Origin of the sequence: Streptomyces sp. NPDC005805 (assembly GCF_040630445.1) — a bacterium.
In the GTDB taxonomy this organism is placed as follows: domain Bacteria; phylum Actinomycetota; class Actinomycetes; order Streptomycetales; family Streptomycetaceae; genus Streptomyces.
The window spans coordinates 23,795-45,955 of sequence record NZ_JBEXXN010000061.1 but is presented as its reverse complement, the minus strand read 5'-3'; the positions used below and the strand labels follow the sequence as shown (position 1 = coordinate 45,955).

The 22,161-nt window shown below is 72.8% G+C and carries 23 protein-coding genes and 1 pseudogene; 12 read left to right on the top strand and 12 right to left on the bottom strand.

Annotated features, from left to right (window positions below):
- Nucleotides 1–122: 122 nt before the first annotated feature.
- Entirely contained in the window at nucleotides 123–470 is a 348-nt protein-coding gene (locus ABZ457_RS26160; protein WP_359161866.1) for a tetratricopeptide repeat protein, read from the bottom strand.
- Between the two features lie 142 nt (nucleotides 471–612).
- Between ABZ457_RS26160 and ABZ457_RS26155 the strand changes: the two genes are divergently transcribed.
- Nucleotides 613–1,578: a pirin family protein gene (locus ABZ457_RS26155; protein ID WP_359161863.1), complete on the top strand. Its 966-nt coding sequence runs from the start codon at nucleotides 613–615 to the stop codon at nucleotides 1,576–1,578.
- A gap of 28 nt (nucleotides 1,579–1,606) precedes the next feature.
- Here the strand turns inward: ABZ457_RS26155 and ABZ457_RS26150 are convergent, their stop codons facing one another.
- Nucleotides 1,607–2,719: a glutamate--cysteine ligase gene (locus tag ABZ457_RS26150; protein ID WP_359161861.1), complete on the bottom strand. Its 1,113-nt coding sequence runs from the start codon at nucleotides 2,717–2,719 to the stop codon at nucleotides 1,607–1,609.
- Between the two features lie 440 nt (nucleotides 2,720–3,159).
- Here ABZ457_RS26150 and ABZ457_RS26145 point away from each other — a divergent pair, with 440 nt between their 5' ends.
- Nucleotides 3,160–3,333, top strand: a complete 174-nt coding sequence (locus ABZ457_RS26145) for a hypothetical protein (RefSeq protein ID WP_359161859.1) — start codon at nucleotides 3,160–3,162, stop codon at nucleotides 3,331–3,333.
- Here ABZ457_RS26145 and ABZ457_RS26140 read toward each other — a convergent pair.
- From ABZ457_RS26140 to ABZ457_RS26130, 3 genes are all read right to left on the bottom strand, one after another.
- Complete coding sequence (locus ABZ457_RS26140) at nucleotides 3,321–4,052, bottom strand: cation transporter (protein ID WP_359161857.1); 732 nt, start codon at nucleotides 4,050–4,052, stop codon at nucleotides 3,321–3,323. The two genes, ABZ457_RS26145 and ABZ457_RS26140, sit on opposite strands and share 13 nt — an antisense overlap.
- Nucleotides 4,052–4,393 (bottom strand): metalloregulator ArsR/SmtB family transcription factor, encoded by a 342-nt coding sequence (locus ABZ457_RS26135; protein ID WP_359161855.1) that lies wholly within the window; start codon nucleotides 4,391–4,393, stop codon nucleotides 4,052–4,054. Before ABZ457_RS26135 ends, ABZ457_RS26140 begins: the two co-directional genes overlap by 1 nt.
- 78 nt (nucleotides 4,394–4,471) lie before the next feature.
- Nucleotides 4,472–5,860 carry an NAD(P)-binding domain-containing protein gene (locus ABZ457_RS26130; RefSeq protein ID WP_359161852.1) on the bottom strand — a complete coding sequence of 463 codons (1,389 nt, stop codon included), beginning with the start codon at nucleotides 5,858–5,860 and terminating at the stop codon, nucleotides 4,472–4,474.
- A 126-nt stretch (nucleotides 5,861–5,986) separates the two neighbouring features.
- On the opposite strand from ABZ457_RS26130, the gene ABZ457_RS26125 reads away from it, so the two are divergent.
- Both ABZ457_RS26125 and ABZ457_RS26120 read left to right on the top strand, forming a co-directional pair.
- On the top strand, nucleotides 5,987–6,349 hold the full coding sequence (locus ABZ457_RS26125; RefSeq protein WP_359161850.1) for a metalloregulator ArsR/SmtB family transcription factor: 363 nt from the start codon (nucleotides 5,987–5,989) through the stop codon (nucleotides 6,347–6,349).
- Nucleotides 6,346–6,849 (top strand): N-acetyltransferase family protein, encoded by a 504-nt coding sequence (locus tag ABZ457_RS26120; RefSeq protein ID WP_359161847.1) that lies wholly within the window; start codon nucleotides 6,346–6,348, stop codon nucleotides 6,847–6,849. The genes ABZ457_RS26125 and ABZ457_RS26120 overlap by 4 nt, the downstream gene beginning before the upstream one ends.
- Before the next feature lie 33 nt (nucleotides 6,850–6,882).
- On the opposite strand, the gene arsB is transcribed toward ABZ457_RS26120, so the two are convergent.
- Both arsB and ABZ457_RS26110 read right to left on the bottom strand, forming a co-directional pair.
- Nucleotides 6,883–7,968 carry an ACR3 family arsenite efflux transporter gene (gene arsB / locus ABZ457_RS26115; protein ID WP_359161844.1) on the bottom strand — a complete coding sequence of 362 codons (1,086 nt, stop codon included), beginning with the start codon at nucleotides 7,966–7,968 and terminating at the stop codon, nucleotides 6,883–6,885.
- Complete coding sequence (locus tag ABZ457_RS26110; protein WP_359161841.1) at nucleotides 7,965–8,270, bottom strand: metalloregulator ArsR/SmtB family transcription factor; 306 nt, start codon at nucleotides 8,268–8,270, stop codon at nucleotides 7,965–7,967. The genes arsB and ABZ457_RS26110 overlap by 4 nt, the downstream gene beginning before the upstream one ends.
- 116 nt (nucleotides 8,271–8,386) lie before the next feature.
- Between ABZ457_RS26110 and ABZ457_RS26105 the strand changes: the two genes are divergently transcribed.
- Nucleotides 8,387–8,812, top strand: a complete 426-nt coding sequence (locus ABZ457_RS26105; protein WP_359161838.1) for an arsenate reductase ArsC — start codon at nucleotides 8,387–8,389, stop codon at nucleotides 8,810–8,812.
- Nucleotides 8,813–8,845: 33 nt separating this feature from the next.
- Here ABZ457_RS26105 and ABZ457_RS26100 read toward each other — a convergent pair whose 3' ends face one another.
- From ABZ457_RS26100 to ABZ457_RS26085, 4 genes are all read right to left on the bottom strand, one after another.
- Entirely contained in the window at nucleotides 8,846–9,460 is a 615-nt protein-coding gene (locus ABZ457_RS26100; RefSeq protein WP_359161835.1) for a TetR/AcrR family transcriptional regulator, read from the bottom strand.
- 178 nt (nucleotides 9,461–9,638) lie between these two features.
- Complete coding sequence (locus ABZ457_RS26095; protein ID WP_359161832.1) at nucleotides 9,639–11,249, bottom strand: succinic semialdehyde dehydrogenase; 1,611 nt, start codon at nucleotides 11,247–11,249, stop codon at nucleotides 9,639–9,641.
- Between the two features lie 14 nt (nucleotides 11,250–11,263).
- On the bottom strand, nucleotides 11,264–12,184 hold the full coding sequence (locus ABZ457_RS26090; protein WP_359161829.1) for an acetoacetate decarboxylase family protein: 921 nt from the start codon (nucleotides 12,182–12,184) through the stop codon (nucleotides 11,264–11,266).
- Nucleotides 12,185–12,379: 195 nt separating this feature from the next.
- Nucleotides 12,380–13,354, bottom strand: coding sequence for an alpha/beta hydrolase (locus tag ABZ457_RS26085; protein ID WP_359161826.1), 975 nt, complete (start codon nucleotides 13,352–13,354; stop codon nucleotides 12,380–12,382).
- Between the two features lie 254 nt (nucleotides 13,355–13,608).
- Here ABZ457_RS26085 and ABZ457_RS26080 point away from each other — a divergent pair, with 254 nt between their 5' ends.
- The 6 genes and pseudogenes from ABZ457_RS26080 (at nucleotide 13,609) to ABZ457_RS26055 (ending at nucleotide 20,277) form a co-directional block, all read left to right on the top strand.
- The gene (locus ABZ457_RS26080) at nucleotides 13,609–14,670 is read left to right on the top strand and encodes a DUF3533 domain-containing protein (RefSeq protein ID WP_359161823.1); all 1,062 of its coding nucleotides are present in this window, start codon (nucleotides 13,609–13,611) and stop codon (nucleotides 14,668–14,670) included.
- 40 nt (nucleotides 14,671–14,710) lie between these two features.
- On the top strand, nucleotides 14,711–15,424 hold the full coding sequence (locus ABZ457_RS26075) for a type 1 glutamine amidotransferase domain-containing protein (RefSeq protein WP_359161820.1): 714 nt from the start codon (nucleotides 14,711–14,713) through the stop codon (nucleotides 15,422–15,424).
- A 190-nt stretch (nucleotides 15,425–15,614) separates the two neighbouring features.
- Nucleotides 15,615–16,859 (top strand): NADH:flavin oxidoreductase/NADH oxidase family protein, encoded by a 1,245-nt coding sequence (locus ABZ457_RS26070; RefSeq protein WP_359161869.1) that lies wholly within the window; start codon nucleotides 15,615–15,617, stop codon nucleotides 16,857–16,859.
- Between the two features lie 125 nt (nucleotides 16,860–16,984).
- Nucleotides 16,985–17,956 (top strand): annotated as a pseudogene (locus tag ABZ457_RS26065) (MMPL family transporter); the annotation flags it as partial.
- Between the two features lie 310 nt (nucleotides 17,957–18,266).
- Nucleotides 18,267–19,223 carry an MMPL family transporter gene (locus ABZ457_RS26060; protein WP_359161817.1) on the top strand — a complete coding sequence of 319 codons (957 nt, stop codon included), beginning with the start codon at nucleotides 18,267–18,269 and terminating at the stop codon, nucleotides 19,221–19,223.
- Between the two features lie 85 nt (nucleotides 19,224–19,308).
- Nucleotides 19,309–20,277 (top strand): NAD(P)H-quinone oxidoreductase, encoded by a 969-nt coding sequence (locus tag ABZ457_RS26055; protein ID WP_359161814.1) that lies wholly within the window; start codon nucleotides 19,309–19,311, stop codon nucleotides 20,275–20,277.
- Between the two features lie 36 nt (nucleotides 20,278–20,313).
- Here the strand turns inward: ABZ457_RS26055 and ABZ457_RS26050 are convergent, their stop codons facing one another.
- Nucleotides 20,314–21,201, bottom strand: coding sequence for a bile acid:sodium symporter family protein (locus tag ABZ457_RS26050; protein WP_359161811.1), 888 nt, complete (start codon nucleotides 21,199–21,201; stop codon nucleotides 20,314–20,316).
- Between the two features lie 213 nt (nucleotides 21,202–21,414).
- On the opposite strand from ABZ457_RS26050, the gene ABZ457_RS26045 reads away from it, so the two are divergent.
- Nucleotides 21,415–22,146 carry an alpha/beta hydrolase gene (locus ABZ457_RS26045; RefSeq protein ID WP_359161808.1) on the top strand — a complete coding sequence of 244 codons (732 nt, stop codon included), beginning with the start codon at nucleotides 21,415–21,417 and terminating at the stop codon, nucleotides 22,144–22,146.
- Nucleotides 22,147–22,161: the final 15 nt, after the last annotated feature.

The window sequence follows — 22,161 nt, the reverse complement described above, 5'->3', positions numbered from 1 at the left end:
GGGCACAGCCCGGGGGGGGGCGGGGGGGGGCGGTATCGCCCCGGGGGGGGGGGGGGCCCGCCACCCCCCCGGCCGCCCCCGCCGTCCTGCCGGCCCCCCCGCCGCCCTGTACTGACGCTCCGTCAATCCGTGGGCAGATCACCGGACATGGCCGCCGCGAGCCGCAGGTGCGGGGCCGCCTCGTCCGGGCGGCCCTGGCGCTCCAGGGTGCGGCCCAGCATCAGCCGCGCGTACTGCTCCACCGGGTCGCGCTCCAGCACGGCGCGCAGTTCGGCCTCCGCCCTGCCCAGCCGCGCGGAGTGGTAGTACGCCCGGGCCAGCAGCAGGCGCGGGGCGATCTGCTCGGGGGACTCGGCGACGAGACCGGTCAGGATGCGGGCGGCCGTGACGTACTCCCTGGCGTCGAAGAACATCCCCGCCCGGTCCCAGCGCTCGGCCGGCGTCCCGAACTCGAAGTAGGTCTCACTCACCGCTGCTCCTTCCCGCGTCTTCCCCTGTGGCTCCTGTGGCCCTACGGACCTGCCAACACCGGCGGCGCGCCGCGCATTCCGCCACCCCTCGGGCCCGCCGCGTCACCCCCACCGGGCCCGGCGGACAACTAGGTTGTGCGGCATGAGCAATCTCGATCGCCAGGCCACTCCCTCCGTCTGCGGCGGCCGCGGTTTCGTCGTCGCCGAGCCCGTGCGCGAGCTGCTGAGCCCCCGGCGGGTCCTGCTCGGCGAGTCCACCGAGGTCCGCCGGCTCCTGCCCAACCTGGGCCGGCGCATGGTGGGCGCGTGGGCGTTCGTCGACCACTACGGGCCCGACGACATCGCCGACGAGCCCGGTATGCAGGTCCCGCCCCACCCGCACATGGGACTCCAGACGGTGAGCTGGCTGCACGAGGGCGAGGTCCTGCACCGCGACAGCACGGGGTCGCTGGCGACGATCCGCCCCCGGGAGCTGGGCCTGATGACCTCCGGCCGGGCGATCAGCCACTCCGAGGAGAGCCCGCGCCCGCACGCCCGCCACCTGCACGGCGCCCAGCTGTGGGTCGCCCTGCCCGACGCCCACCGCGAGGTCGAACCCCACTTCCGGCACCACACCGACCTGCCCCGCGTCACCGCGCCCGGGCTGACCGCCACCGTGATCCTCGGCTCGCTCGACGGCGCCACCTCGCCGGGCACCGCGTACACCCCCATCGTCGGCGCGGACCTCGCCCTCTCGGCGGGCGCGGAGGCCCGCCTGCCGCTGGACCCCGACTTCGAGTACGCGGTCCTCGCGATGTCCGGCGAGGCCCACGTCGACGGCGTCCCCGTCCTCCCGGGCTCCATGCTCTACCTCGGCTGCGGCCGCACCGAACTCCCCCTGCGCGCCGCCTCGGACGCGGGCCTGATGCTGCTGGGCGGCGAGCCGTTCGAGGAGGAGATCGTCATGTGGTGGAACTTCATCGGCCGCAGCCACGAGGAGGTCGAACGCGCCCGCGAGGACTGGACGCACGGCTCCCGCTTCGGCGAGGTCCACGGCTACGCCGGCGACCGCCTCCCGGCCCCGGAACTCCCGCCGGTGGCGCTGAAGCCGCGGGGGCGGGTGCGGTGACCGGGCGTTCTGCGGCGGCCGCGGGGCCTCAGGAGCCACCGGCGGTGATCTCCGCGCAGCGGGTCACGACCCGGGCGAGGTCCCCGGTCTCGTCGAGCAGGCGCCGCTGGGCCCGGGCTCCGTTGCCGTCGGCGAGGAGACGGGTGATGCCCTCACGGACCAGGTCCTCGTCGCCGTGGTCCGCCAGGGACTCGCGTACATGCCGGTACAGGGCGTCGACGGCGTCCGCGGCCGAGGTCTCGCGCAGGGTCTCCGGGTGCAGCAGGGGGCCGTCCAGGCCCGAGCGGCCCGCGCGCCAGGAGGCCAGGCGGAGCAGGCCGCTACCGACGCGGGCCGGCGGCATGCCGTCCTGCCAGTCGCGGGCCGCGGTGTCGACCAGGCCGCGTGCGAGGGCGGCCAGCAGGACCGGGGCGCCGGGGTCGAGGCACACGTCGGCGACGCGGATCTCGACGGTGGGGAAGGCGGCGGAGAGCCGGGCGTCGAAGTAGATCATGCCCTTGTCGCGCAGCACACCGGTCTCCACCATCGCGGCGACCTGTTCGTGGTAGCGGTCGGCGGAGCCGAAGACGTCGACCGGCCCGGCGGACGGCCACCGGTTCCACACCCTGCTGCGGTAGCTGCCGTACTCCGTGTCCTGCCCCTGCCAGAAGGGGGAGTTGGCGCTCATGGCGGTGAGGACCGGCAGCCAGGGGCGGATGCGGTCCAGGACGGCCACCCCCTCCTCGTCGCTGTCCACCGACACATGGACGTGGCAGCCGCAGGTGAGCTGCTCCTGAGCGGTCAGACCGAACTGCTCGCCCATCCACTGGTACCGGGTGCCGGTGTTCAGGGACGGCTCGACCGCCAGCGGTGAGGTGGCGAGCGCCGCCACCACGGCCCCGGCGGACTCGGCGTGCCGGGCCGCCTCGGCGCGGCAGCGGACGATCTCCTCCCGCAGTCGGCCCATCTCCGTCACCGGCTCCGTGGCGAACTCCAGCTGCTCCTTGTGCAGTTCCGTCTCGAACGGGTGGTCCGCGTCGCCCGCGTCGGTGTGCTCGGCGTGCCGGTCGGCGGCGGCGAGGATCGAACCGGAGACGGCCATCGGCGCCCCACTGCCCGGGTCCACCAGCAGAAGTTCCTCTTCCACGCCCACGCTGCGCATGCCACCGTCCCTTTGCTCGGCTTCCCCCGGCCTCATGGCGGTGTACCCACCGTGCCCCGTCCTGAGGACGGCACACCTGTCCTCCGGCACACCTCCACCCGCGCGGCGGCGTCCTGGCCGGCGAGGGACTGGCCGGGGAGGGACTGGCCGACCGGCGCACCCGGGCGGGGCTCATGCGGGGCGGGTAAGCGGGGTCCACCAATGAGGCCGCACATGACCGTGACCGAACTGCCCGCCCATGAGGGGACGCCCGCCGAGGAGAGAGACGACGGCGCGGCGATCGTCGGGACGGTCATGTTCTGGTTCGGGACCCCGGGACGTCGAAACGGCGTCGAAACGGCGTCGAAACGGCGCCGGAGTGGCGTCAGAATTCCGTCAAGGAGGCGTTCGGGAAGCGTCAGCGTCGCGATGGCCCGGCCCGTGCCGGGTAGTTTGCGCGCATGCTCTCGATCTGGCGCCCCGACCGAGCTGTCCGGCGATCGGTCGTCGTCCTCATTCTGGTGTCCGCCGTACTCGTCGGCGCGGGTACCGTGCTCGACAACTGGCTACTGCTGAGTATCGGCGTCTGGGCGCTCATCTCCGGCGTCGCGGTCGAACTGGTCTACCGCCCCTGACCCGCCCCGGCCGGTGTGCAGCAGGTGCTGCCGGGGCCGCAGCCGCACCCCCCGGCGGCGTTCTCCGTGGCTTCCGGGACGGGGATCGCGCAGCAGTTCTTGCCGCGCCAGGCGTCCCGGCCCTCCTTGACCGCGATCGCGGCGATCACCAGGGCGGCGAACGGGTCGGCCCAGGACCAGCCGAGCAGGGAGTTGAGGAGCAGGCCGACGAGGAGGACGGCGGACAGGTAGGTGCAGAGCAGGGTCTGCCGGGAGTCCGCGACCGCGGAGGCGGAGCCCAGTTCCCGGCCGGCCCGGCGCTGGGCCGCCGACAGGAACGGCATCACCGCGAGGGAGAGCGCGGCGAGCACGATGCCCGGGGTGGAGTGCTGCGCCTCGCCCGCGCCGGTCAGCGCACGCACGGAGTCGACGGTGACATAGGCGGCGAGGGCGAAGAAGGAGACGGCGATCACGCGCAGCGCCGTCTTCTCCCGCGCCTGCCGCACGGCGTGGTCGGAGGCGGAGAACTGCCAGGCGACGGCCGTGGCGGAGGAGACCTCGATGACCGAGTCGAGGCCGAAGCCGATCAGGGCGGTGGAGGAGGCCAGCGTCCCGGCGGTGATCGCGACGACCGCCTCGATCACGTTGTAGACGATGGTCGCCGCGACCAGGAGCCGTATACGCCGGGTGAGTCGCGCCCGCCGGTCGGGCGCGGGTTCGAGGGTGGGCGGTGTGGTCATCAGCAGCAGTCCTTGGCGTCCGCGTCGGGGCAGGTGCGGTCGTTGGCGACGGCGAGGACCGCACCGCGCAGATCGTCCAGGGCGTGTCCGAGCCGGGCGTCCGCCAGTTCGTACCGCACCCGGCGGCCCTCGGGGACGGCGACGACCAGGCCGCAGTCGCGCAGACAGGCGAGGTGGTTCGAGAGCCGGGTGCGGGAGATGTCCAGACGGTCGGCCAGGTCGGCCGGGTGGGCCGGGGCCTGACGGAGGGCCAGGAGGATACGGCAGCGGATCGGATCGGCGAGCGCGCGGCCGAACCGGGACAGCGCGTCGATGTCGATGTCGGTGGCGAGAGGGAGCATAGCCGCGACAGTACACGACACCCTGAATTCAGGAAATGGTGAACCGAAGGGTGGGAGTCCCGGCTCGGGGCGGCCCGGTCATGCGCCGCAGGCCGGCGCCGAGGTGGTGGTGCCGAGCTGGATCACGGCGGGCGCGGGCGCGCAGCAGCCGCCGCCGTCCGTCGCGGTCTCGTCGGTGGCGGCGGACTCGTCGAAGAGACCGGCGCCGCCGCACACCCCGGTCTCCGGAAGGACGAGTTCGACGCGCCCGGCGGACTCGTGGTCGCCGGCGATGGCGGCGACCACGGAGCGGACCTGCTCGTAGCCGGTCAGCGCGAGGAAGGTCGGGGCGCGGCCGTAGGACTTCATCCCGACCAGGTAGAGGCCCTGCTCCTGGTGGGAGAGCTCCTTGGCGCCGTGCGGGCGGACGGTGCCGCAGGAGTGCTGGTTCGGGTCGATCAGCGGGGCGAGCGCCACCGGTGCCTGGAGGCGCTCGTCGACGCCGAGACGGAGCTCGCCGAGGAAGGACAGGTCCGGGCGGAAGCCGGTGAGGACGATGACCTCGTCGACCGGGTCGAGACGCCGGCCGTCCTCGGCGACCAGGGTGAGGCGGCCGTCGGTGCCGCGTTCGACGGCGCCGGTGCGGAAGCCGGTGACGGCATCCGCGTGGCCCTGGTCGACGGCGGCCTTGGCGGCGAGGCCGAGCGCGCCGCGGGCGGGGAGCCGGTCGGCGGTGCCGCCGCCGAAGGTGGAGCCGGAGATGCCCCGGCGCAGGATCCAGGTGGCGTGCGTGCCGGTGCCGTTCGCGGACCTGGCCAGGTCGGCGAGGCCGGCGAGGGCGGTGAAGGCGGAGGCGCCGGAGCCGATCACGGCGGTGCGCCTGCCGGCGTAACGGGCCCGTACGGCCGGGTCGTTCAGGTCGGGGACCCGGTAGGAGATCCGCTCGGCCGCCGCGCGCTCGCCGGGAGCGGGGAGGCCGTCGCCCCCGGCCGGGCCCGGGGCGGCCCAGGTACCGGAGGCGTCGATGACGGCGCGGGCCAGGATCCGCTCCTCGCGCCCGTCGCCGTGGGTGGCATGGACGGTGAACGGCTGGGCTTCGCGGTCGGCGTCGACGAGCCGGTCCCGCCCGGTGCGGGAGACGCCGGTGACCCGGGCGTCGAGGCGGACCGCGCCCCCCAGGGCGTCGGCGAGCGGCTGGAGGTAGCGCTCGGCCCAGTCCCCGCCGGTCGGGTAAGTCCGCGCGTCGGGCTTCACCCAGCCCGTCGGGGCGAGGAGCTTCTCGGCGGCCGGGTCGGTGACCTCGCCCCAGGTGGAGAAGAGCCGCACATGCGCCCACTCGCGCACCGCCGCGCCCGCCTGCGCGCCGGCCTCCAGGACCAGCGGCTCGATGCCGCGGTCGACCAGATGGGCGGCGGCGGCCAGACCGACCGGGCCGGCTCCGACGACCACGACGGGCAGGCGCTCGGTGGTGGCGCTGGTGGTGTTCATGGCGTGCTCATCCCCTTGTGTTTCGATGCTTGTCGATATCCCGTGCCCTCAGCGTCCCTGCTGTTTTGGCAAATGTCAATATAGGCGGCCATCGAAATGCTTGCGCTGGTGTGCCAATATCGACGTATGTCGAACACGAAGGCGCTGCCGCTGCTCCCACTCGCCGTCGAGCCGTGCTGCTCGCCGCTCACCGAGCGGCCGCTGACCGCGGAGGAGGCCGAGCGGACCGCCGTGATGTTCAAGGCGCTCGGCGACCCGGTGCGCCTGCGGCTGTTCTCGGCCGTGGCGTCGCACGAGGGCGGGGAGGCGTGTGTATGCGACATCTCCGATGTCGGTGTCTCCCAGCCGACCGTCTCCCATCATCTGAAGAAGCTGAAGGAGGCGGGCCTGCTGTCCTCCGAGCGGCGCGGAACGTGGGTGTACTACCGCGTCGAGCCCGCCGTGCTGGCCGCCATGGGCGCGCTGCTGACCAGGGCCGCCGCCGCATGACGGCTCCCGAGGTCAGGGTGGTGCCGCTCACGGCCGCGCACGCCGGGGAGGTGATCGCGATCTACCGGGCCGGGATCGACGAGGGGAACGCCACCTTCGAGACCGCGGCGCCGGCCTGGGAGCAGTTCGACGCGTCGAGGCTGCCCGGCCACCGCTTCGTCGCGCTGGCCGGGACCGGCCGCGTGCTGGGCTGGGTCGCCGCGTCGAAGGTGTCCGACCGGTGTGCGTACGCGGGTGTCGTCGAGCACTCCGTCTACGTCCACCCCGGTGCCCGTGGCCGGGGTGTCGCCGCCGTGCTCCTGAGGGCGCTGGTCGACTCGACGGAAGCGGCGGGGATCTGGACGATCCAGTCCGGGATCTTCCCCGAGAACACCGCCAGCCTCGCCGTCCACGCGCGGGCCGGGTTCCGGGTGATCGGCACCCGCGAGCGGATCGGCCGGCACCACGGTGTGTGGCGGGACGTGACCCTCGTGGAGCGCCGCAGCACCGCCGTGACGTGACCGCCCTCCGCCGGCCCCGGCCCGTGGCGGGGCCTACCGCCGGTCCGGGGTGAACTTTCTGCGCCAGGCCAGCGAGACGTACACCAGCGCGACCAGGACCGGGACCTCGATCAGCGGGCCCACGACGCCGGCGAGGGCCTGGCCGGAGGTGACGCCGAAGGTGGTGATGGCGACGGCGATGGCGAGTTCGAAGTTGTTGCCCGCGGCCGTGAACGCGAGGGTCGTGGTGCGCCCGTAGTTCAGGCCGATGGCCTTGCCGAGCGCGAAGGTGCCGAACCATATCACCGCGAAGTACACCAGCAGCGGCAGCGCGATCCGGGCCACGTCCAGCGGCTGCGAGGTGATGGTCCGGCCCTGGAGGGCGAAGAGGACGACGATCGTGAACAGCAGGCCGTACAGGGCCCAGGGGCCGATCCTCGGCAGGAACGCGGACTCGTAGGTCTCGCGGCCGAGTCTCCTCTCGCCGACGCGGCGCGTCAGGAACCCGGCCAGCAGCGGGACGCCGAGGAAGACGACGACGTTCAGCGCGATCTTCCACGCGGAGATGTCCAGGCCCTCACCCTCGCCCAGGCCGAGCAGGCCGGGCAGGAGGTCGAGGTAGAACCAGCCCAGCAGGCCGAACGCGACCACCTGGAAGGCGCTGTTGAGGGCGACCAGGACGGCGGCGGCCTCGCGGTCGCCGCAGGCCAGGTCGTTCCAGATGATGACCATGGCGATGCAGCGGGCGAGGCCGACGACGATCAGGCCGGTGCGGTACTCGGGCAGGTCCGGCAGGAAGACCCATGCCAGCGCGAACATCACCGCCGGCCCCAGGACCCAGTTGACGACCAGGGAGACGATCAGCAGCTTCCGGTCACCGGTGACGGCGTCGAGCCGGTCGTAGCGGACCTTCGCCAGGACCGGATACATCATGATCAGCAGACCCGCGGCGATCGGCAGGGAGATGCCGCCGATCTCGACCGCCGCCAGGGTGTCGTCCAGTCCGGGGACCAGGCGCCCCACCCCGAGGCCCAGGGCCATGGCGAGCAGGATCCAGACGGCGAGGAGGCGGTCCGGCGTCGACAGCCTCGCGGCGACCGGGGTGTCCCCGGCCGGGGCGGGTGCTCGGGTGGGCGTCAACAGGGTCTCTTGGAGCCGGCGTTGGCACGGGCGGTGGCGGCGAGGGCGGTGAACTGGCCGGCGAGCGTCTCGATGACCTCGGGGGCGAGCCGGTAGTAGGTGAACCGGCCGCAGGGTTCGGTGTCCACGACCCCGGCCTCGCGCAGGACTCTCAGGTGGTTGGAGAGATTGGTCTGCCGGGCGCCGGTCTCCTCCACCAGGTGGGTGGTGCACAGCGCCTCGCGGGCGAGCAGGGTCACGATCCGGAGCCGGAGGGGATCGCTCAGCACCCGCATCAGATCAGTGTCGACTGACGTCATCATGGGCTGATACTGTCACATCAGCCTCCGCTGATACCAGCGAGGCGGGGCTCCTGAACCTCCCCGAACCTCCTGAACCCCGCGACCCCAGCCCCCGAGGAAGACCTGAGGAAGACCCGATGACCGCTCCGCTCGCCTCCGTGCTCTTCGTCTGCGTCCACAACGCCGGCCGCTCCCAGATGGCCGCGGGTTTCCTCCGGCACCTGGCCGGTGACCGCGTCGAGGTCCGCTCCGCCGGCTCCCTCCCGGGCGACCGGATCAACCCCTCCGCCGTCGCCGCCATGGCCGAGCTGGGCATCGACATCTCCGGCCAGAGGCCCAAGGTCCTCACCCCCGAGGCGGCCCGGGCATCGGACTACATCATCACCATGGGCTGCGGGGACGCCTGCCCGTACTTCCCCGGCAGGACCTACCTCGACTGGAGCCTCGACGACCCGGCCGGGCAGGGCGTCGAGGCGGTCCGCCCCATCCGCGACGAGATCAGGGGCCTGGTCGAGGGTCTGGTCGCCGAGATCGACGCCGGGCGGGGGACGCGAACCCCCTGACCGGCCGGTCGCGGGGGAGGCGGCGCCGGTCGACTAGACCGGGCGGGACGGCTCGGCGGCCCGCCCCGACAGCGCGGGCGCGACGGTGAAGAGCGCCTGCACGGCCGCCCGGACCTGCTCGGCGACGATCTCGGGGGTCGAGGTGTCGAGCTTGCCGTCGAGGTGCAGAAAGGCCAGTCCGTGGACGAGTGCCCACACCGTGGTCGCCAGGGCGGGCGCGTCCGTGCCCGGGAAGGCGTCCCGGACGATGGCCTGGACGTACTCCGTGATGACCTCGGTCGCGGCGACGCGCTCCTCGCTGCTCGGGTCGCAGGGCTCGGCGAACATCGCCCGGAACAGGGCGGGGTGCTCCAGCGCGAACCGGACGTAGACGACGGCGACTTCGGCCAGGTCGTCGGGCGTCCGGGGGGCGGGGTGGGCGGCGGCCAGCGCCTGGGTCAGCTCGCGGTACCCCTCGGCGGCGACGGCGGAGACCAGCGCGTCACGGTCCGCGTAGTGCCGGTAGGGCGCGGTCGGGGAGACACCGGCCCGCCGGGCGACCGCGCGCAGGGACAGCGCGCCGCTGCCGTTCTCCTCCAGCAGCTCCCGCGCGGCGCGCAGGGAGGCCGCGCGCAGATCGCCGTGGTGGTACGAGCCGGTCTGGGCCACGGGTCACACTCCTGAACGTCTGTGGTGCTTCTGCCACCTTTTCGATGTGAACGGCGTATACATCCTAAGTGATCGACAGGGAGGAGGCGAACCTGCCGCGGGGCAGGCCGCCCCATCCCTGCCCCATCCCTGCCCTGCCGCGACCGGGGCCACGGCGGTCGCGCGCGGCGGACACCGTTCAGCGCATCCCGGCCGCCTTCATGACCTTCAGCGCCCCGCTCAGCAGCCCGGCCCAGGTCTCGGGGGAGATGCGGGCGGGCGGGGTGAACCCCTGAATCCGCTGGTGGGCGACGGTCTGCGGCTCGGTGTACTTGAGGATGCCGTCGGCCCCGTGGCGGCGGCCGAGCCCGGAGTCGCCCATACCGCCCATCGGGGCGTCGATGCTGCCCCACGCGGCCGCGAACGCCTCGTTGACGTTGACGGTGCCGGCGTGGATCCGGGCGGCGACGGCGCGGCCCCGGGCTCCGTCGCGGGACCAGACGCTGGCGTTGAGGCCGTACGGCGAGGAGTTGGCCAGGGCCACCGCCTCGTCGACGTCGCGGTAGGAGTAGACGGACACGACGGGGCCGAAGGTCTCGTGGGCGTGCAGGGTCATCTCGGGGGTGACGTCGGCGAGGACGGTCGGCTCGTAGAACAGCGGGCCGAGCTCCGGCCGCGCCCGGCCGCCCGCCAGCACGGTGGCCCCCTTGGCCACGGCGTCGTCGACGTGCTCGGTCACCGTCCTGAGCTGCGACGGCGTGGTGAGGCTGCCGACGTCGACGCTGTAGTCGTACGCGGCCCCGATCTTGAGCGCCTTGGTCCGGGCGACGAAGGCGGCGAGGAACTTCTCGCGGACGGACTCGGCCACGTACAGGCGCTCGACGGAGACGCAGAGCTGCCCGGCGGAGGGGAAGCAGGCGGCCACCGCGCCCTCGGCGGCCTTGTCGATGTCCGCGTCGTCGAGGACGATCATGGCGTTCTTGCCGCCGAGTTCGAGGGAGGCGCCGATCAGGCGCCGGCCCGCGTCGCTCGCGATCTGGCGGCCCGTCGCGGTGGAGCCGGTGAACATCATGTAGTCGGCGTTGTCCATCAGCGCCCCGCCGATGGAGCTGCCCCGCCCGACCACCATCTGCCAGACGTCGGCGGGCAGTCCGGCCTCGTACATCAGGTCCAGGGACCACAGGGCGGTGAGCGCGGTCTGGGTGTCGGGCTTCTGCACGACGGCGTTGCCCGCCGCGAGGGCCGCGATGGCGTCGCCGGCGGCCATGCTCAGCGGGTAGTTCCACGGCGAGACGATGGCGACGACCCCCTTGGGGTGGCGGAGTTCGGTGGTGTGCGTCAGCAGCGGGATCGCGCCCCGACGGCGCCTGGGATTCAGGTACTTGGCGGCGTTGCGCGCGTAGTACCGGGAGGTGATCGCGATGTCGACCACTTCGAGGAAGGCGTCGCGGCGGGTCTTGCCGTTCTCGGCCTGCATCAGGTCCAGCGCCTCGTCCTGCCGGGCGAGGACCAGGTCGTGGTAGCGCAGCAGAATCCTCTTGCGCTCCGCGATCGGCGTCGCCGCCCAGGACTTCTGCGCCCTGCGGGCGCGGACGAAGGCTTCCTCGACATCGGCCGGCGCGGAGACGGGCAGGTCGGCGAGGGGCACCCCGGTGTAGGGGGCGTGGGTGGTGACCCGCTCGGCGTCCGGGGCGGCCGAGACCCGCGCGGCCAGCCGTTCGAGCCGGGCGGGGGCCAGGGTGGCCGGCAGGGCCGGGCCGCGGGCGGTGGCGGGGGAGGGGGCGGGGCGGGTGGCGTGTTCGGTGGTCATGGCGGTGCTCCTCGTCACTTGTTCCGGCTGCGGATCGAGGTGGGGACGGGCATGTGGAGGGCGAGCTGCCCCTCGGTGACCACGTCGAACTGGATGGCCCTCTTCGGCTTGAGCGACCGCAGGTCGTCGGCCATGCGGCCTTCCCCGACCTCCAGGCTGACGCCGCGCCGGGAACGGGTGGTGCCCGCGTTGAGCACATGGGTCTGGCTGAGGGTGGAGTGCCAGGCGTCACCGATGGTCGTGTACGAGGTGAGCGAGGTGACGCGCTCACCGCTCGGGTAAGCGGTCTGCTTCGGCGTGTTCGCGACGAGCGACAGGTCCGTCCCGCCGGCGTCGTTGGCGACCCGGGCCGTCGTCCGGCGGTCGTCGATGTCCACGTCGAGGCCGGTGACCCACTTCGGGAAGCCGTAGCCGTCGTGCCCGCGGACCTGGGCGATCTCGGTGCTCACGGGCAGGGACAGGACGTAGGAGTCCAGATGCTCGTTCTTGAGACCCGCGACGAGGTCGACGAAGCCGAGCCCGCCGTGCCGCGCGGGCTTCACGGCGATGCCGACGGCGGCCTCGGTGTAGAAGTCGATGTCGCACACGTCGTAGCGGAAGAACATCACCGAGATCAAACCGAGGCCGGGCGCGAGCTCCAGCGGGTCGAGATCCCGGGGCAGGCGGGAGCGGATCGCGCGGGAGGGCGCGAGCATCGTGAGCCGGGCGGTCGAGACGCGGTAGTAGAAGTTCGGGGTCAGGGTCTCGCCGATCGGCGAATCGACCTTGATCTTCGGCAGCCGCCGGAAGAAGTCCACGCCGCTGACGCGCGGGTCGCGGGCGATGGCGTCGAGGTCGGGGTCCATCCGGTACCGGTCGTAGAGACCGCCCTTCGGCACGGAGACCGAACGGCCACCCAGGTCGACCTTGACGGTCTCCTTCGGAGTCGTAGGCATGGTGCGGGTTCCTCTCTCATGTTTGCAGTGCTCACATGAAGGTAACGCGCAATGTATGCACCGTCAACACCTGAAGGTCTCCCGTGCCGCGAGGCCGACGGGAAAGGTCCGGGCCCGCCCGCGCCCGCGAAGGGCGTCCAGGGGACCCGGACCGTGCGCCGTGCGGCGCTCACGTACGGGGGACGGACAGTGCGGTCAGTCGTCGTGCAGCGCCGTCCGCAGCGCGTCGATCGCGAGCTTGCGCGCGACGTTGGCCGCGCGGGTGTCGCGCAGGCTGTCCAGGAGCAGGAAGTCGTGGACCATCCCCGCGACCCGGACGGAGGTGACGTCGACGCCGGCCTCGCGCAGCTTGTTGGCGTACTGCTCGCCCTCGTCCCGCAGGACGTCCGCCTCGTCGGTGATCACCAGTGTGGTCGGCAGGCCCCTCAGCTGCTCGACGGTCGCCCGGAGCGGCGACGCGTAGCGCTCGGCCCGCTGCGCGGGGTCGGTGGTGTACGCGTCCCAGAACCACTTCATCCCGTCCCGGGTGAGGTAGTAGCCCTCGGCGAACTGGAGGTAGGACGGGGTGTCGAAGTCGGCGTCGGCCACCGGGTAGAGCAGCACCTGGGCCTTGAGGTCGATGCCGCCGCGCTCCTTGTTCATCAGCGCGAAGACCGCCGACATGCAGCCGCCGACCGACTCGCCGGTCACCGCCACCCGCGAGGTGTCCATCCCGTGTTCCGCCCCGTGCTTCATGACCCACTGGCCCACGGCGTAGTTCTGCTCGACCTGGGTGGGGTACTTCGCCTCCGGCGCCCGGTCGTAGACGGGGAAGACGCCCACGGCGCCCGCCCCGACGACCAGTTCGCGGAAGAGGCGGTCATGGGTCCTGTCGTCGCCGAAGACCCAGCCGGCGCCGTGGATGTAGACGACCACCGGAAGCTGCCCGGTGGACCCCTTGGGCCGGATGACGCGGGTACGGACGGTCCCCCACTCGCCCGCGTCCACGTCGACCCACTCCTCGTCGACGTCGGGGCGCGGCACGCTCGTGTCGCTCTGCAGGCTCAGGAGGATGTCCCGGCCCTTTTCCGGGGGCACTTCGTAGATCCGCGGATGGGGATCGGTCGCTTCGCACAGCTCCTTCGCGGCGGGTTCGAGATAGGGGGTGATCGGCGGGGGAAGCTCGGACATGTCCACTCCCTGTCGTGCGGGCACACGGGTGCCCTCTGTTTCCGCGGCCTCGCGGCCGCGCCTTGACTCCCCCCTGTACAGCCGCCCCGGGCTGTTCACACCCCCCGTCCATCCTCATACCTCGGGCATGAAGCGCAACCGGTGCCCAGGGAGTGTCCGGGCGGGCGGCAGTCCGGTGCGCCGGGGAGTCCGGCGCCAGCCGTTCGGGTGCCCCGGGCCAGCGTGCGTACCCGACCTCGCCGACCGTGGACACCATGAAACAGAGCACCCTGTCCGAGGTGAAGGACGCGGTCACCCCCAGGGCCACGCTGCTGGTCGTCGGAGTGATCGTCCTGCAACTGCTGTTCGTCGCCTCCTATGTCGGCGCCCTGCACGAACCCCGGCTCAAGGAGGTGGCCTTCGGTGTCGTGGCACCGGGAGCCGCCGCCGGGCAGACGGTGACCCGGCTGAACGAGCTGCCCGGCACGCCGCTGGACGCCCGCGCCCTCCCCGACGAACGGACGGCCCGGGAGCAGATCATGAACCGGGACCTCGACGGCGCGCTCGTGGTGGACCCCGCCGGCACCCGGGACACCCTGCTCGTCGCGTCCGGCGGTGGCCGGGCCCTGTCCCTGGCGCTCGGCGCGCTGATCGCGGACGTGGAGGAGGCCCAGGGCCGTACCGCCCGAACGGTCGACGTGACCCCGGTCTCCAGTTCCGACTTCAACAGCCTGTCCTCGTTCTATCTGGTCATCGGCTGGTGTGTCGGCGCCTATCTGTGCGCGTCGATCCTGGCGATCAGCGCGGGGGCCCGCCCGGCCAACCCGGTCCGCGCGGCGACCCGGCTGGGCACGATGACCCTGGTCTCGCTCGTCGGCGGGCTCGGCGGCGCGGTCATCGTCGGGCCGGTCCTGGGCGCACTGCCGGGCGGGGTGTGGGCGCTGTGGGGGCTGGGCGCGCTGATCATCTTCGCGGTCGGCGCCGCGACGCTCGCCCTGCAGGGGCTCTTCGGGGTCGTGGGCATCGGGCTGGCGATCCTGATCATCGTGATCGCGGGCAACCCGAGCGCGGGCGGCGCCTTCCCGGCGCCCATGCTGCCGCCCTTCTGGGAGGCGATCGGCCCCGCCCTGCCACCGGGCGCGGGCACCTGGGCGGCCCGTTCGATCTCCTACTTCGACGGCAACAACATGACCTCGGCCCTGCTGGTGCTCGCGGCGTGGGCGGTCGCCGGCATCCTGGTCACGATGGTCGCCGCGGTGCTGCGGCAGCGCCGGTCCCCGGAACCGGGGCCGGGCGCGGAGACGGAGCCGGGGCCGGTGGCGAGCGGTAGCCCGTGACCCCCTCGGGGCGGATGATGGGCTCAGTGGAGGAGGCCGTATGACCGGGGTGCTGTTCGTGGTGTCCGCGGCGGACCGGTGGACCCTGCGGGACGGGGAGGTCCATCCGTCGGGGTTCTGGGGCGAGGAACTGGCGATGCCGCACAAGATCTTCTCGCGGGCGGGGTGGGAGATCACGGTGGCGACGCCGGGCGGGAAGGTCCCCACCCTGGACCGGCTGAGCATGTCGCGTACGGCGGGGTGGCCGAAGAAGCTCCGCGAGGTGGCGACCTACCTGGACTCGATCAAGACGGAGCTGGCCACGCCGCGGGTGCTGGCGGAGATCGACCCGGGCGAGTACGACGTGGTCTTCTACCCCGGCGGGCACGGGCCGATGGAGGACCTGTCGGTCGATCCCGTGTCGGGCGCGCTGATCACGAAGGTCCTCGCCTCGGGCAAGCCGCTCGCCCTGCTCTGCCACGCGCCGGCGGCGGCCTTCGCGGCGAAGAACGAGGACGGCTCGTGGCCGTTCACCGGCTACCGGATGACGGGGCTGTCCAACCTGGAGGAGAAGTTCAACAGCTTCGGACGCAAGGCGATCTGGCTGCTGGAGGACCGCCTGCGGGAGAGCGGCGCGCGGTACTCCAAGGCGCGTCTGCCGCTGCGGCCGTATGTGGTGGTCGACCGCAACCTGTACACCGGCCAGAACCCGCCCTCCTCCGAGCCCCTCGCCGAACGCATCGTCGCCGACGTGCGCGCGGGCGCGGCACGCTAGACGGCCGGGGCGCCTCTGCCCCTCGTCTCGCGCATCGGTCCGCCCCGAGGGGCGGCGCGGCAGGCACTGCCTGACCGTGCGCGGCGGTGCTGCGAGCCATCCCACACCCTCTGATGTTTGCACCACTCACATTGCTGCCTTAATGTGAGTGGTGCATACATTGCCGTCGATGACGAAAGAGGGACCCGTGATGACCCGCGAGCTGTTCTCGCCCCTGCCCCTGCGCTCCGGGCAGGTGCTGCGCAACCGGATCGCGAAGGCGGCCATGGAGGAGAACATGGCCGGTGCCGGCCAGCTCCCCGACCGGCAGCTGCTCGCGCTGTACCGCCGCTGGGCCGCCGGCGGCACCGGGCTGCTGATCACCGGCAATGTGATGGTGCACGCCGAGGCGCTGACCGGCCCGGCGGGAGTCGTACTCGACGAGCACGCGCCGCTCCAGCCGTTCGCCGACTGGGCCCGGGCCGGCAAGTCGGGCGGCGGCGCGATCTGGATGCAGATCAACCACCCCGGCCGGCAGATCCAGGCCGACATGCCCGGCGTCGTCTGGGGCCCGTCCGACGTCGGCGTCTCCCTCGGCAAGCACAGCAGCCGCTTCGGCCGGCCGACCGCCATGACCCCGCGGCAGATCGAGGACACCGTCACCCGGTACGCGGTCACCGCCCGCCGGGCCGAGGAAGCCGACTTCGACGGGGTGGAGATCCACGCCGCCCACGGCTATCTGCTGTCGCAGTTCCTGTCCCCCCTGGTCAACACGCGCACCGACCAGTGGGGCGGCTCCCTGGAGAACCGCGCCCGGATGCTGCTCGACATCGTCCGCGCCGTCCGGGCCGAGGTCTCACCCGCCTTCGCGGTCGCCGTGAAGCTCAACTCCGCCGACTTCCAGCGGGGCGGCTTCGACGCCGACGACGCGCGCCGGGTGATCGGGATGCTGGAACCGCTCGGCGTCGACCTGGTGGAGCTGTCCGGCGGCAGCTACGAGAGCCCCGCGATGACCGGACGCGCCGCCGACGGCCGCACCCGGGCCCGGGAGGCGTACTTCCTCGACCTGGCCAAGGACCTGGTCGCCACCAGCCCCCTGCCGCTGATGCTCACCGGCGGCATCACCCGGCGCGACACCGCGGAGCAGGTCCTCGGCAGCGGCGTCGCCGTCATCGGGATGGGCACCGCCCTGGCGGTCACCCCCGACCTGCCCGAGCGCTGGCGCCGGGGCGGCGAGGCCGACCGGCAGTTGCGTCCGGTGACGTGGTCCGACAAGGCCCTCGCCTCGGCCGCCGGCATGGCGCAGGTCCGCCACCAGCTGCGCCGCATCGCCCGGGGCAGCGACCCCCGGCCCGGCACCCACCCGGCGATCGCCCTGATCTCCGAGCAGCGCAGGCAGCGCCGCGCCCTGCGCAGCTACCGCGCCTGGCTCGCCGAGTCGCACGGCGCGGCCTGAGCCACGGCCCGGAGCGCGACCGCGCCACCCGCCGGTCGCGTGCGCGGGTCGTGCCCGCCTCCGGGGCGCCGGCGCCCCGTTCCACCCCGTACACACCCCCCTTGCTCATCGTTAGGAAACCACCGATGGCCTCACGCCTGTACGCCTGGGCTCGCTGGATGGTCCGCCGCCGCCGCTGGGTGATCGCGACCTGGATACTCGTCCTCGCCGTCGTCGGCGGACTGGGCGCGACCCTGAGCGGAAAGACGTCCACGGAGTTCAGCGTCCCCGGCGTCGAATCGCAGGAGGCGCAGGACCTGCTCAAGGAGAAGTTCCCGCCCGCCGCCGGCGGTGTCGTACGCATCGTGGTCGCCGCCCCCGAGGGCGCGACGGTCACGGACCCGGCGCAGCGGAAGGCGCTCGACGGCGTCCTCGGCGAGGCCGCGGCCGTGGACGGTGTCGTCGCCGTCTCCGATCCGGCCGGGACCGGCGCGGTGTCCGCCGACCGGACCATCGCCTACGCCGACGTCCGCTTCACCGAGGAGGCCCCCGAGGTCCCGGAGGAGGCCAAGGAGGAACTGGCCCACGCGGTGCAGCCCCTCCGGGACGCCGGGATGCAGGTCGAACTCGGCGGCTCGGCCATGCTTCCGCAGGCCGAGGCGGGCGGCCCGGCCGAACTGGTCGGCGTCGTCATCGCCTTCGTGGTCCTCGCCGTCGCGCTCGGCTCCCTCGTCGCGGCCGGACTGCCGCTGCTGACCGCGCTCCTGGGCGTCGCCGTCGGCGTCCTCGGCACGATGTTCGTCTCCGGCTTCGTCGAGATGACGAGCACCGCGACCGTGCTCGCCCTGATGATCGGCCTCGCGGTCGGCATCGACTACGCGCTCTTCGTCATCTCCCGGCACCGTGAGCAGCTCGCCGACCCCGGCACCGACTGGGAGGAGTCGATCGCGCGGGCCACCGCCACCGCCGGCAGCGCGGTCGTCTTCGCCGGCGCCACGGTCGTCATCGCCCTCGCCGCCCTGGCCATCACCGGCATCCCCTTCCTCACGATCATGGGCCTCGCCGGCGCCGCCACCGTCCTGATCGCCGTCCTGGTCGCCATCAGCCTCCTCCCGGCCGTACTCGGCGTGTTCGGCGAGCGGATGCGCCCGCGCGGGCCCAGGAAGAAGAGCAAGCGGAAGGGCAGGCAAGGGCACGGGCCGTCCCGCCGGTTCCTGGGGACTGGCCTGGGCCCGTACGGTCACCCGCGCCCCGGCCGTCGTCCTGCTCGCCGGTGTCCTGGGCCTGCTGGCGCTCGCCCTGCCCGCGAAGGACCTGCGCCTCGGTCTGCCGAGCTACGCCTCCCAGCCCGAGGCGAGCACCCAGCACAAGAGCTACGACCTGCTCACCGAGGGCTTCGGACCCGGCTTCAACGCCACCCTGATCACCGTGGTGGACACCGAAGGCGTCCCGGCGGAGGAGCGGCAGGACACCGTGACCGCGCTGCGCGGCACACTGGCCGCCGACAGCAACGTGGCCGCCGTCTCGCCGCCCGTCGCCGGCCCCTCCGGCGGTGTCGTGGTCATGTCCGTCGTACCGAAGTCGAGCCCCGACGCCGAGGCCACCACCGACCTGGTCCACCGGATGCGCGACCAGGCGCCCGAGATCGCCGCCGCGGGCGGCGCCCTCTACGTCACCGGACAGACGGCCATGGCGATCGACGTCGCGGACAAGCTCGGCGACGCCCTGCCCCTGTTCATCGGCGTCATCGTGGTCCTGGCCCTGATCCTGCTGGCGATCGCCTTCCGCTCGGTCCTGGTACCGCTCAAGGCGGCCCTCGGATTCCTGCTCTCGGTGGGCGCGAGCCTGGGCGCCTCGGTCTGGGTCTTCCAGCAGGGCCATCTGAACGGACTGCTCGACGTGGCGGCCGTCGGGCCGGTCACCAGCTTCCTCCCGATCCTGCTCACCGGTGTGCTCTTCGGCCTCGCCATGGACTACGAGGTGTTCCTCGTCAGCCGGATGCGCGAGCACTACGAGCACAGCGGGGACCCGGCCGAGGCGATCGCCCAGGGCGTCTCCCGCAGCGCGCGGGTCGTCGTGGCCGCCGCGTTGATCATGGTCGCGGTCTTCGGCGGATTCGTCTTCAACGCGGACCCGATCATCAAGGCCATCGGCTTCGCGCTCGCCTTCGGTGTGTTCATCGACGCCTTCGTCGTCCGGATGACGCTGGTGCCCGCCGCCATGGCACTGCTCGGGCGGCGCGCCTGGAGCATGCCCCGGTGGCTCGACCGGCTGCTCCCGGACGTCGACATCGAGGGCGCGCGGCTGCCCGCGGCGGCTCCGGCCGGGCCGGCGGCGGCCGTGGAGGAGAGCGCCCGCGGCAAGGAGGTGTCCGGCGCGGTGTGAACCAGAGGGCTCGCGTATACACGAACAAAAGGAACAAAGGAAACAAAGCGACAGCTGCCCTTGTGGTGGTGAGAACGGAGTGGTCATGAAGGCTGTGTCGATCAAGGAGCACGGCGGTCCCGAGGTCCTGGAGTGGACCGACGCCGAGGACCCGGCGCCCGCCGCGGGCGAGGTGGTCGTCGATGTGGTGGCGAGCGCCCTGAACCGCGCGGACGTCATGCAGCGCTGGGGCCTGTACCCCCTCCAGCCCGGCTGGTCGCCGTACCCCGGCCTGGAGGTCTCCGGCCGGATCAGCGCCCTCGGCGAGGGAGTCACCGGCCGGCAGGTGGGCGACGAGGTCTGCGCCCTGCTGACCGGCGGCGGCTACGCGCAGAAGGTCGCCGTCCCGGCGGGCCAGCTCCTCACCGTCCCCAAGGGCATCGGACTGGTGGAGGCCGCGGGGCTTCCCGAGACCACCGCCACGGTCTGGTCCAACATCGTCATGACCGCGGGTCTCACGGCGGGCGAGACGATCCTCGTCCACGGCGGCGCCGGCGGTGTGGGCACCATGGCGATCCAGGTCGCCAAGGCTCTGGGCGCCCGGGTCGTCACGACCGTCGGCGGGCCGGAGAAGGCCGAGCGGGCAAGGGAGTTGGGCGCCGACCTGGCGATCGACTACCGCACCGAGGACTTCACGGAGCACGGCCCGTACGACGTGATCCTCGATGTCGTGGGCGGTGACTACCTGGAGCGGAACGTCGCTTCGCTGGCCCCCGACGGCCGGCTGGTCGTGATCGGCCTGCAGAAGGGGCTGGAGGCGCCGCTCAACCTGGCCGAGCTGGTGTTCAAGCGGGCGTCGGTGCACGGCACCACCCTGCGGACCCGTTCCAAGGAGCAGAAGGCCGAGATCGTGGCCGAGGTCCAGAAGCACGTCTGGCCCATGATCGAGAGCGGTGCCGTGCAGCTTGTCGTCGACCGGACCGTGCCCATGGCCGACGCCGCCGAGGGGCACCGCCTGATGGAGGCCGGCGGGCACCTCGGCAAGATCCTCCTCGTCAACGAGGAGAGCGCCTGACCCGAGGCCGCCGGCCCTCCCGGTGGCCGGTCCCGCTCAGGCGGCCGGCGTGGGTTCCTCGGCGGGGCGGGAACCCCGGGTCATCAGCATCCCCGCGAGAGCCGCCACGGGGTACATGAGCACCCCGTAGACGGCGGCCGGAACTGCCAGGCCGACGCTGCCGAGGACGCTGATCGCCAGGGTCATGGCCACGGCGCTGTTGTGCACACCGATCTCCATGGAGCAGGCGATCGACTGCCGCTTGTCGAGCCGCGCCAGCCGCGGCACGGCGTACCCCGTGGTGAGGCTGAGCACGCAGAAGACCAGCGCCGCCGGTCCCACGTCCACCAGGTAGCCGACGATGTTGTCCCGCTCGGCGACCAGCGCGCCGATGATGACGGCGACGAGGACGACGACCGACAGCAGCCGCACCGGGCGGTCCATGCGCAGCGCGAAGCCCTCCGAGCGGCGGCGCACGACCAGGCCGACCACCACCGGGACGAGGACCAGGGCGAACACCTGGAGGACCTTGCCGAACTGCAGCCCCAGGCCGTCCTGTCCTATGTCCGGCTCGAAGTACCCCAGGGCGAGATTGGTGATGACCGGCAGGGTCACGATGGCCAGCACCGCGTTCACCGCCGTGAGCGTGACGTTCAGGGCCACGTCGCCGCCGAAGAGATGGCTGAAGAGGTTCGCCGTCGTCCCGCCCGGTGAGGCGGCCAGCAGCATCATGCCGACCGCGAGCACGGGGGAGAGGTCGAAGGCGACCACCAGGCCGAAGCAGACGACGGGCAGGACCAGGAGCTGGCAGGCCATCGCCACGACGACGGCCCGCGGGTGGCGGCGCACCCGGCGGAAGTCGTCGACGGTGAGGGACAGGCCGAGGCCGAACATGATGACGGCGAGGGCGAGCGGAAGGAACACGGTGGCGAGGGGAGTGTCCATGCGCGGCTTCGTCTCCAGGGGCGAGGGTGGCGCGGAGCAAGTGCGGGGGATGCGAGGGGAGGAGGGGCCGGGAGCGGGCCGGGCCTCCGGCCGGCCCGGGTGCCGATCGTTCCGCGCACACTAAGCGCGGGAGTGAGCACTGTCAACATTGGTCACGGGTCAGGTCGGCACCGGTAGAGTCGGTCCGAGGAACGCGTGAACTCGGGGGGAGTCATGACGGCAGCGGACACACCATCCATCGTCCTCGTCCACGGGACGAGGTTCAGCGCGGGCCAGTGGAGCCCTCAGCTCGCCGCCCTCCAGGAGGAGTTCGCGGTGACGGCGGTCGACCTGCCGGGCCACGGCGCCCGGTCCACCGAACCCTGGAGCCTGAAAGCGGCGGCCGACGTCATCGCCGACGCGGTGGACGCGCTGGACCGGGGACCGGCGGTGGTCGTCGGGCACTCCCTCGGCGGTTACGCCTCACTGGAGTTCGCCCACAGGCACCCGGAGCGCCTGCGCGGGCTGGTCCTCGCGGGCGCCAGCGCCTCGACGCGCGGCGGGTGGTCGGCCCCGTACCGGTGGATCGCGGGACTCGTCCCCCGTCTGCCGGCGGACCGGCTGACCCGCTGGAACGACGCCCTGCTGCGCCGCCTCTACCCGCCCGAGGTGGTGGACGCCACCATCCGCGCCGGCTACGCCTTCCACACCCTGCCGGCCGCCTGGGGCGAGGTGCTGGGCCGCTTCGACGCGGACTCCCTGCGACGGGTGAAGACGCCCGTCCTGCTGCTCAACGGCGAGAAGGACACCGTCTTCCGGTCCGGCGAGAGGGAGTTCGTGCGCGCGCATCCGCACGCCCGCGTCGAGTTGATCCCGAGGGCGAGGCATCTGGCGAACTTCGACGACCCGGACGCCTTCACCGACGCGGTCCGCCGCTTCGCCCGGGAGACGGCCGTTCACGGCTGAGCGCCGTCACCGCTG

Coding starts and splice junctions, on each gene's coding strand:
- ABZ457_RS26155 (WP_359161863.1), top strand. CDS start 613: ATGAGCAATCTCGATCGCCAGGCCACTCCCTCCGTCTGCGGCGGCCGC.
- ABZ457_RS26150 (WP_359161861.1), bottom strand. CDS start 2,719: ATGCGCAGCGTGGGCGTGGAAGAGGAACTTCTGCTGGTGGACCCGGGC.
- ABZ457_RS26145 (WP_359161859.1), top strand. CDS start 3,160: ATGCTCTCGATCTGGCGCCCCGACCGAGCTGTCCGGCGATCGGTCGTC.
- ABZ457_RS26140 (WP_359161857.1), bottom strand. CDS start 4,052: ATGACCACACCGCCCACCCTCGAACCCGCGCCCGACCGGCGGGCGCGA.
- ABZ457_RS26135 (WP_359161855.1), bottom strand. CDS start 4,393: ATGCTCCCTCTCGCCACCGACATCGACATCGACGCGCTGTCCCGGTTC.
- ABZ457_RS26130 (WP_359161852.1), bottom strand. CDS start 5,860: ATGAACACCACCAGCGCCACCACCGAGCGCCTGCCCGTCGTGGTCGTC.
- ABZ457_RS26125 (WP_359161850.1), top strand. CDS start 5,987: ATGTCGAACACGAAGGCGCTGCCGCTGCTCCCACTCGCCGTCGAGCCG.
- ABZ457_RS26120 (WP_359161847.1), top strand. CDS start 6,346: ATGACGGCTCCCGAGGTCAGGGTGGTGCCGCTCACGGCCGCGCACGCC.
- ABZ457_RS26110 (WP_359161841.1), bottom strand. CDS start 8,270: ATGATGACGTCAGTCGACACTGATCTGATGCGGGTGCTGAGCGATCCC.
- ABZ457_RS26105 (WP_359161838.1), top strand. CDS start 8,387: ATGACCGCTCCGCTCGCCTCCGTGCTCTTCGTCTGCGTCCACAACGCC.
- ABZ457_RS26095 (WP_359161832.1), bottom strand. CDS start 11,249: ATGACCACCGAACACGCCACCCGCCCCGCCCCCTCCCCCGCCACCGCC.
- ABZ457_RS26090 (WP_359161829.1), bottom strand. CDS start 12,184: ATGCCTACGACTCCGAAGGAGACCGTCAAGGTCGACCTGGGTGGCCGT.
- ABZ457_RS26085 (WP_359161826.1), bottom strand. CDS start 13,354: ATGTCCGAGCTTCCCCCGCCGATCACCCCCTATCTCGAACCCGCCGCG.
- ABZ457_RS26080 (WP_359161823.1), top strand. CDS start 13,609: ATGAAACAGAGCACCCTGTCCGAGGTGAAGGACGCGGTCACCCCCAGG.
- ABZ457_RS26075 (WP_359161820.1), top strand. CDS start 14,711: ATGACCGGGGTGCTGTTCGTGGTGTCCGCGGCGGACCGGTGGACCCTG.
- ABZ457_RS26070 (WP_359161869.1), top strand. CDS start 15,615: ATGACCCGCGAGCTGTTCTCGCCCCTGCCCCTGCGCTCCGGGCAGGTG.
- ABZ457_RS26055 (WP_359161814.1), top strand. CDS start 19,309: ATGAAGGCTGTGTCGATCAAGGAGCACGGCGGTCCCGAGGTCCTGGAG.
- ABZ457_RS26050 (WP_359161811.1), bottom strand. CDS start 21,201: ATGGACACTCCCCTCGCCACCGTGTTCCTTCCGCTCGCCCTCGCCGTC.
- ABZ457_RS26045 (WP_359161808.1), top strand. CDS start 21,415: ATGACGGCAGCGGACACACCATCCATCGTCCTCGTCCACGGGACGAGG.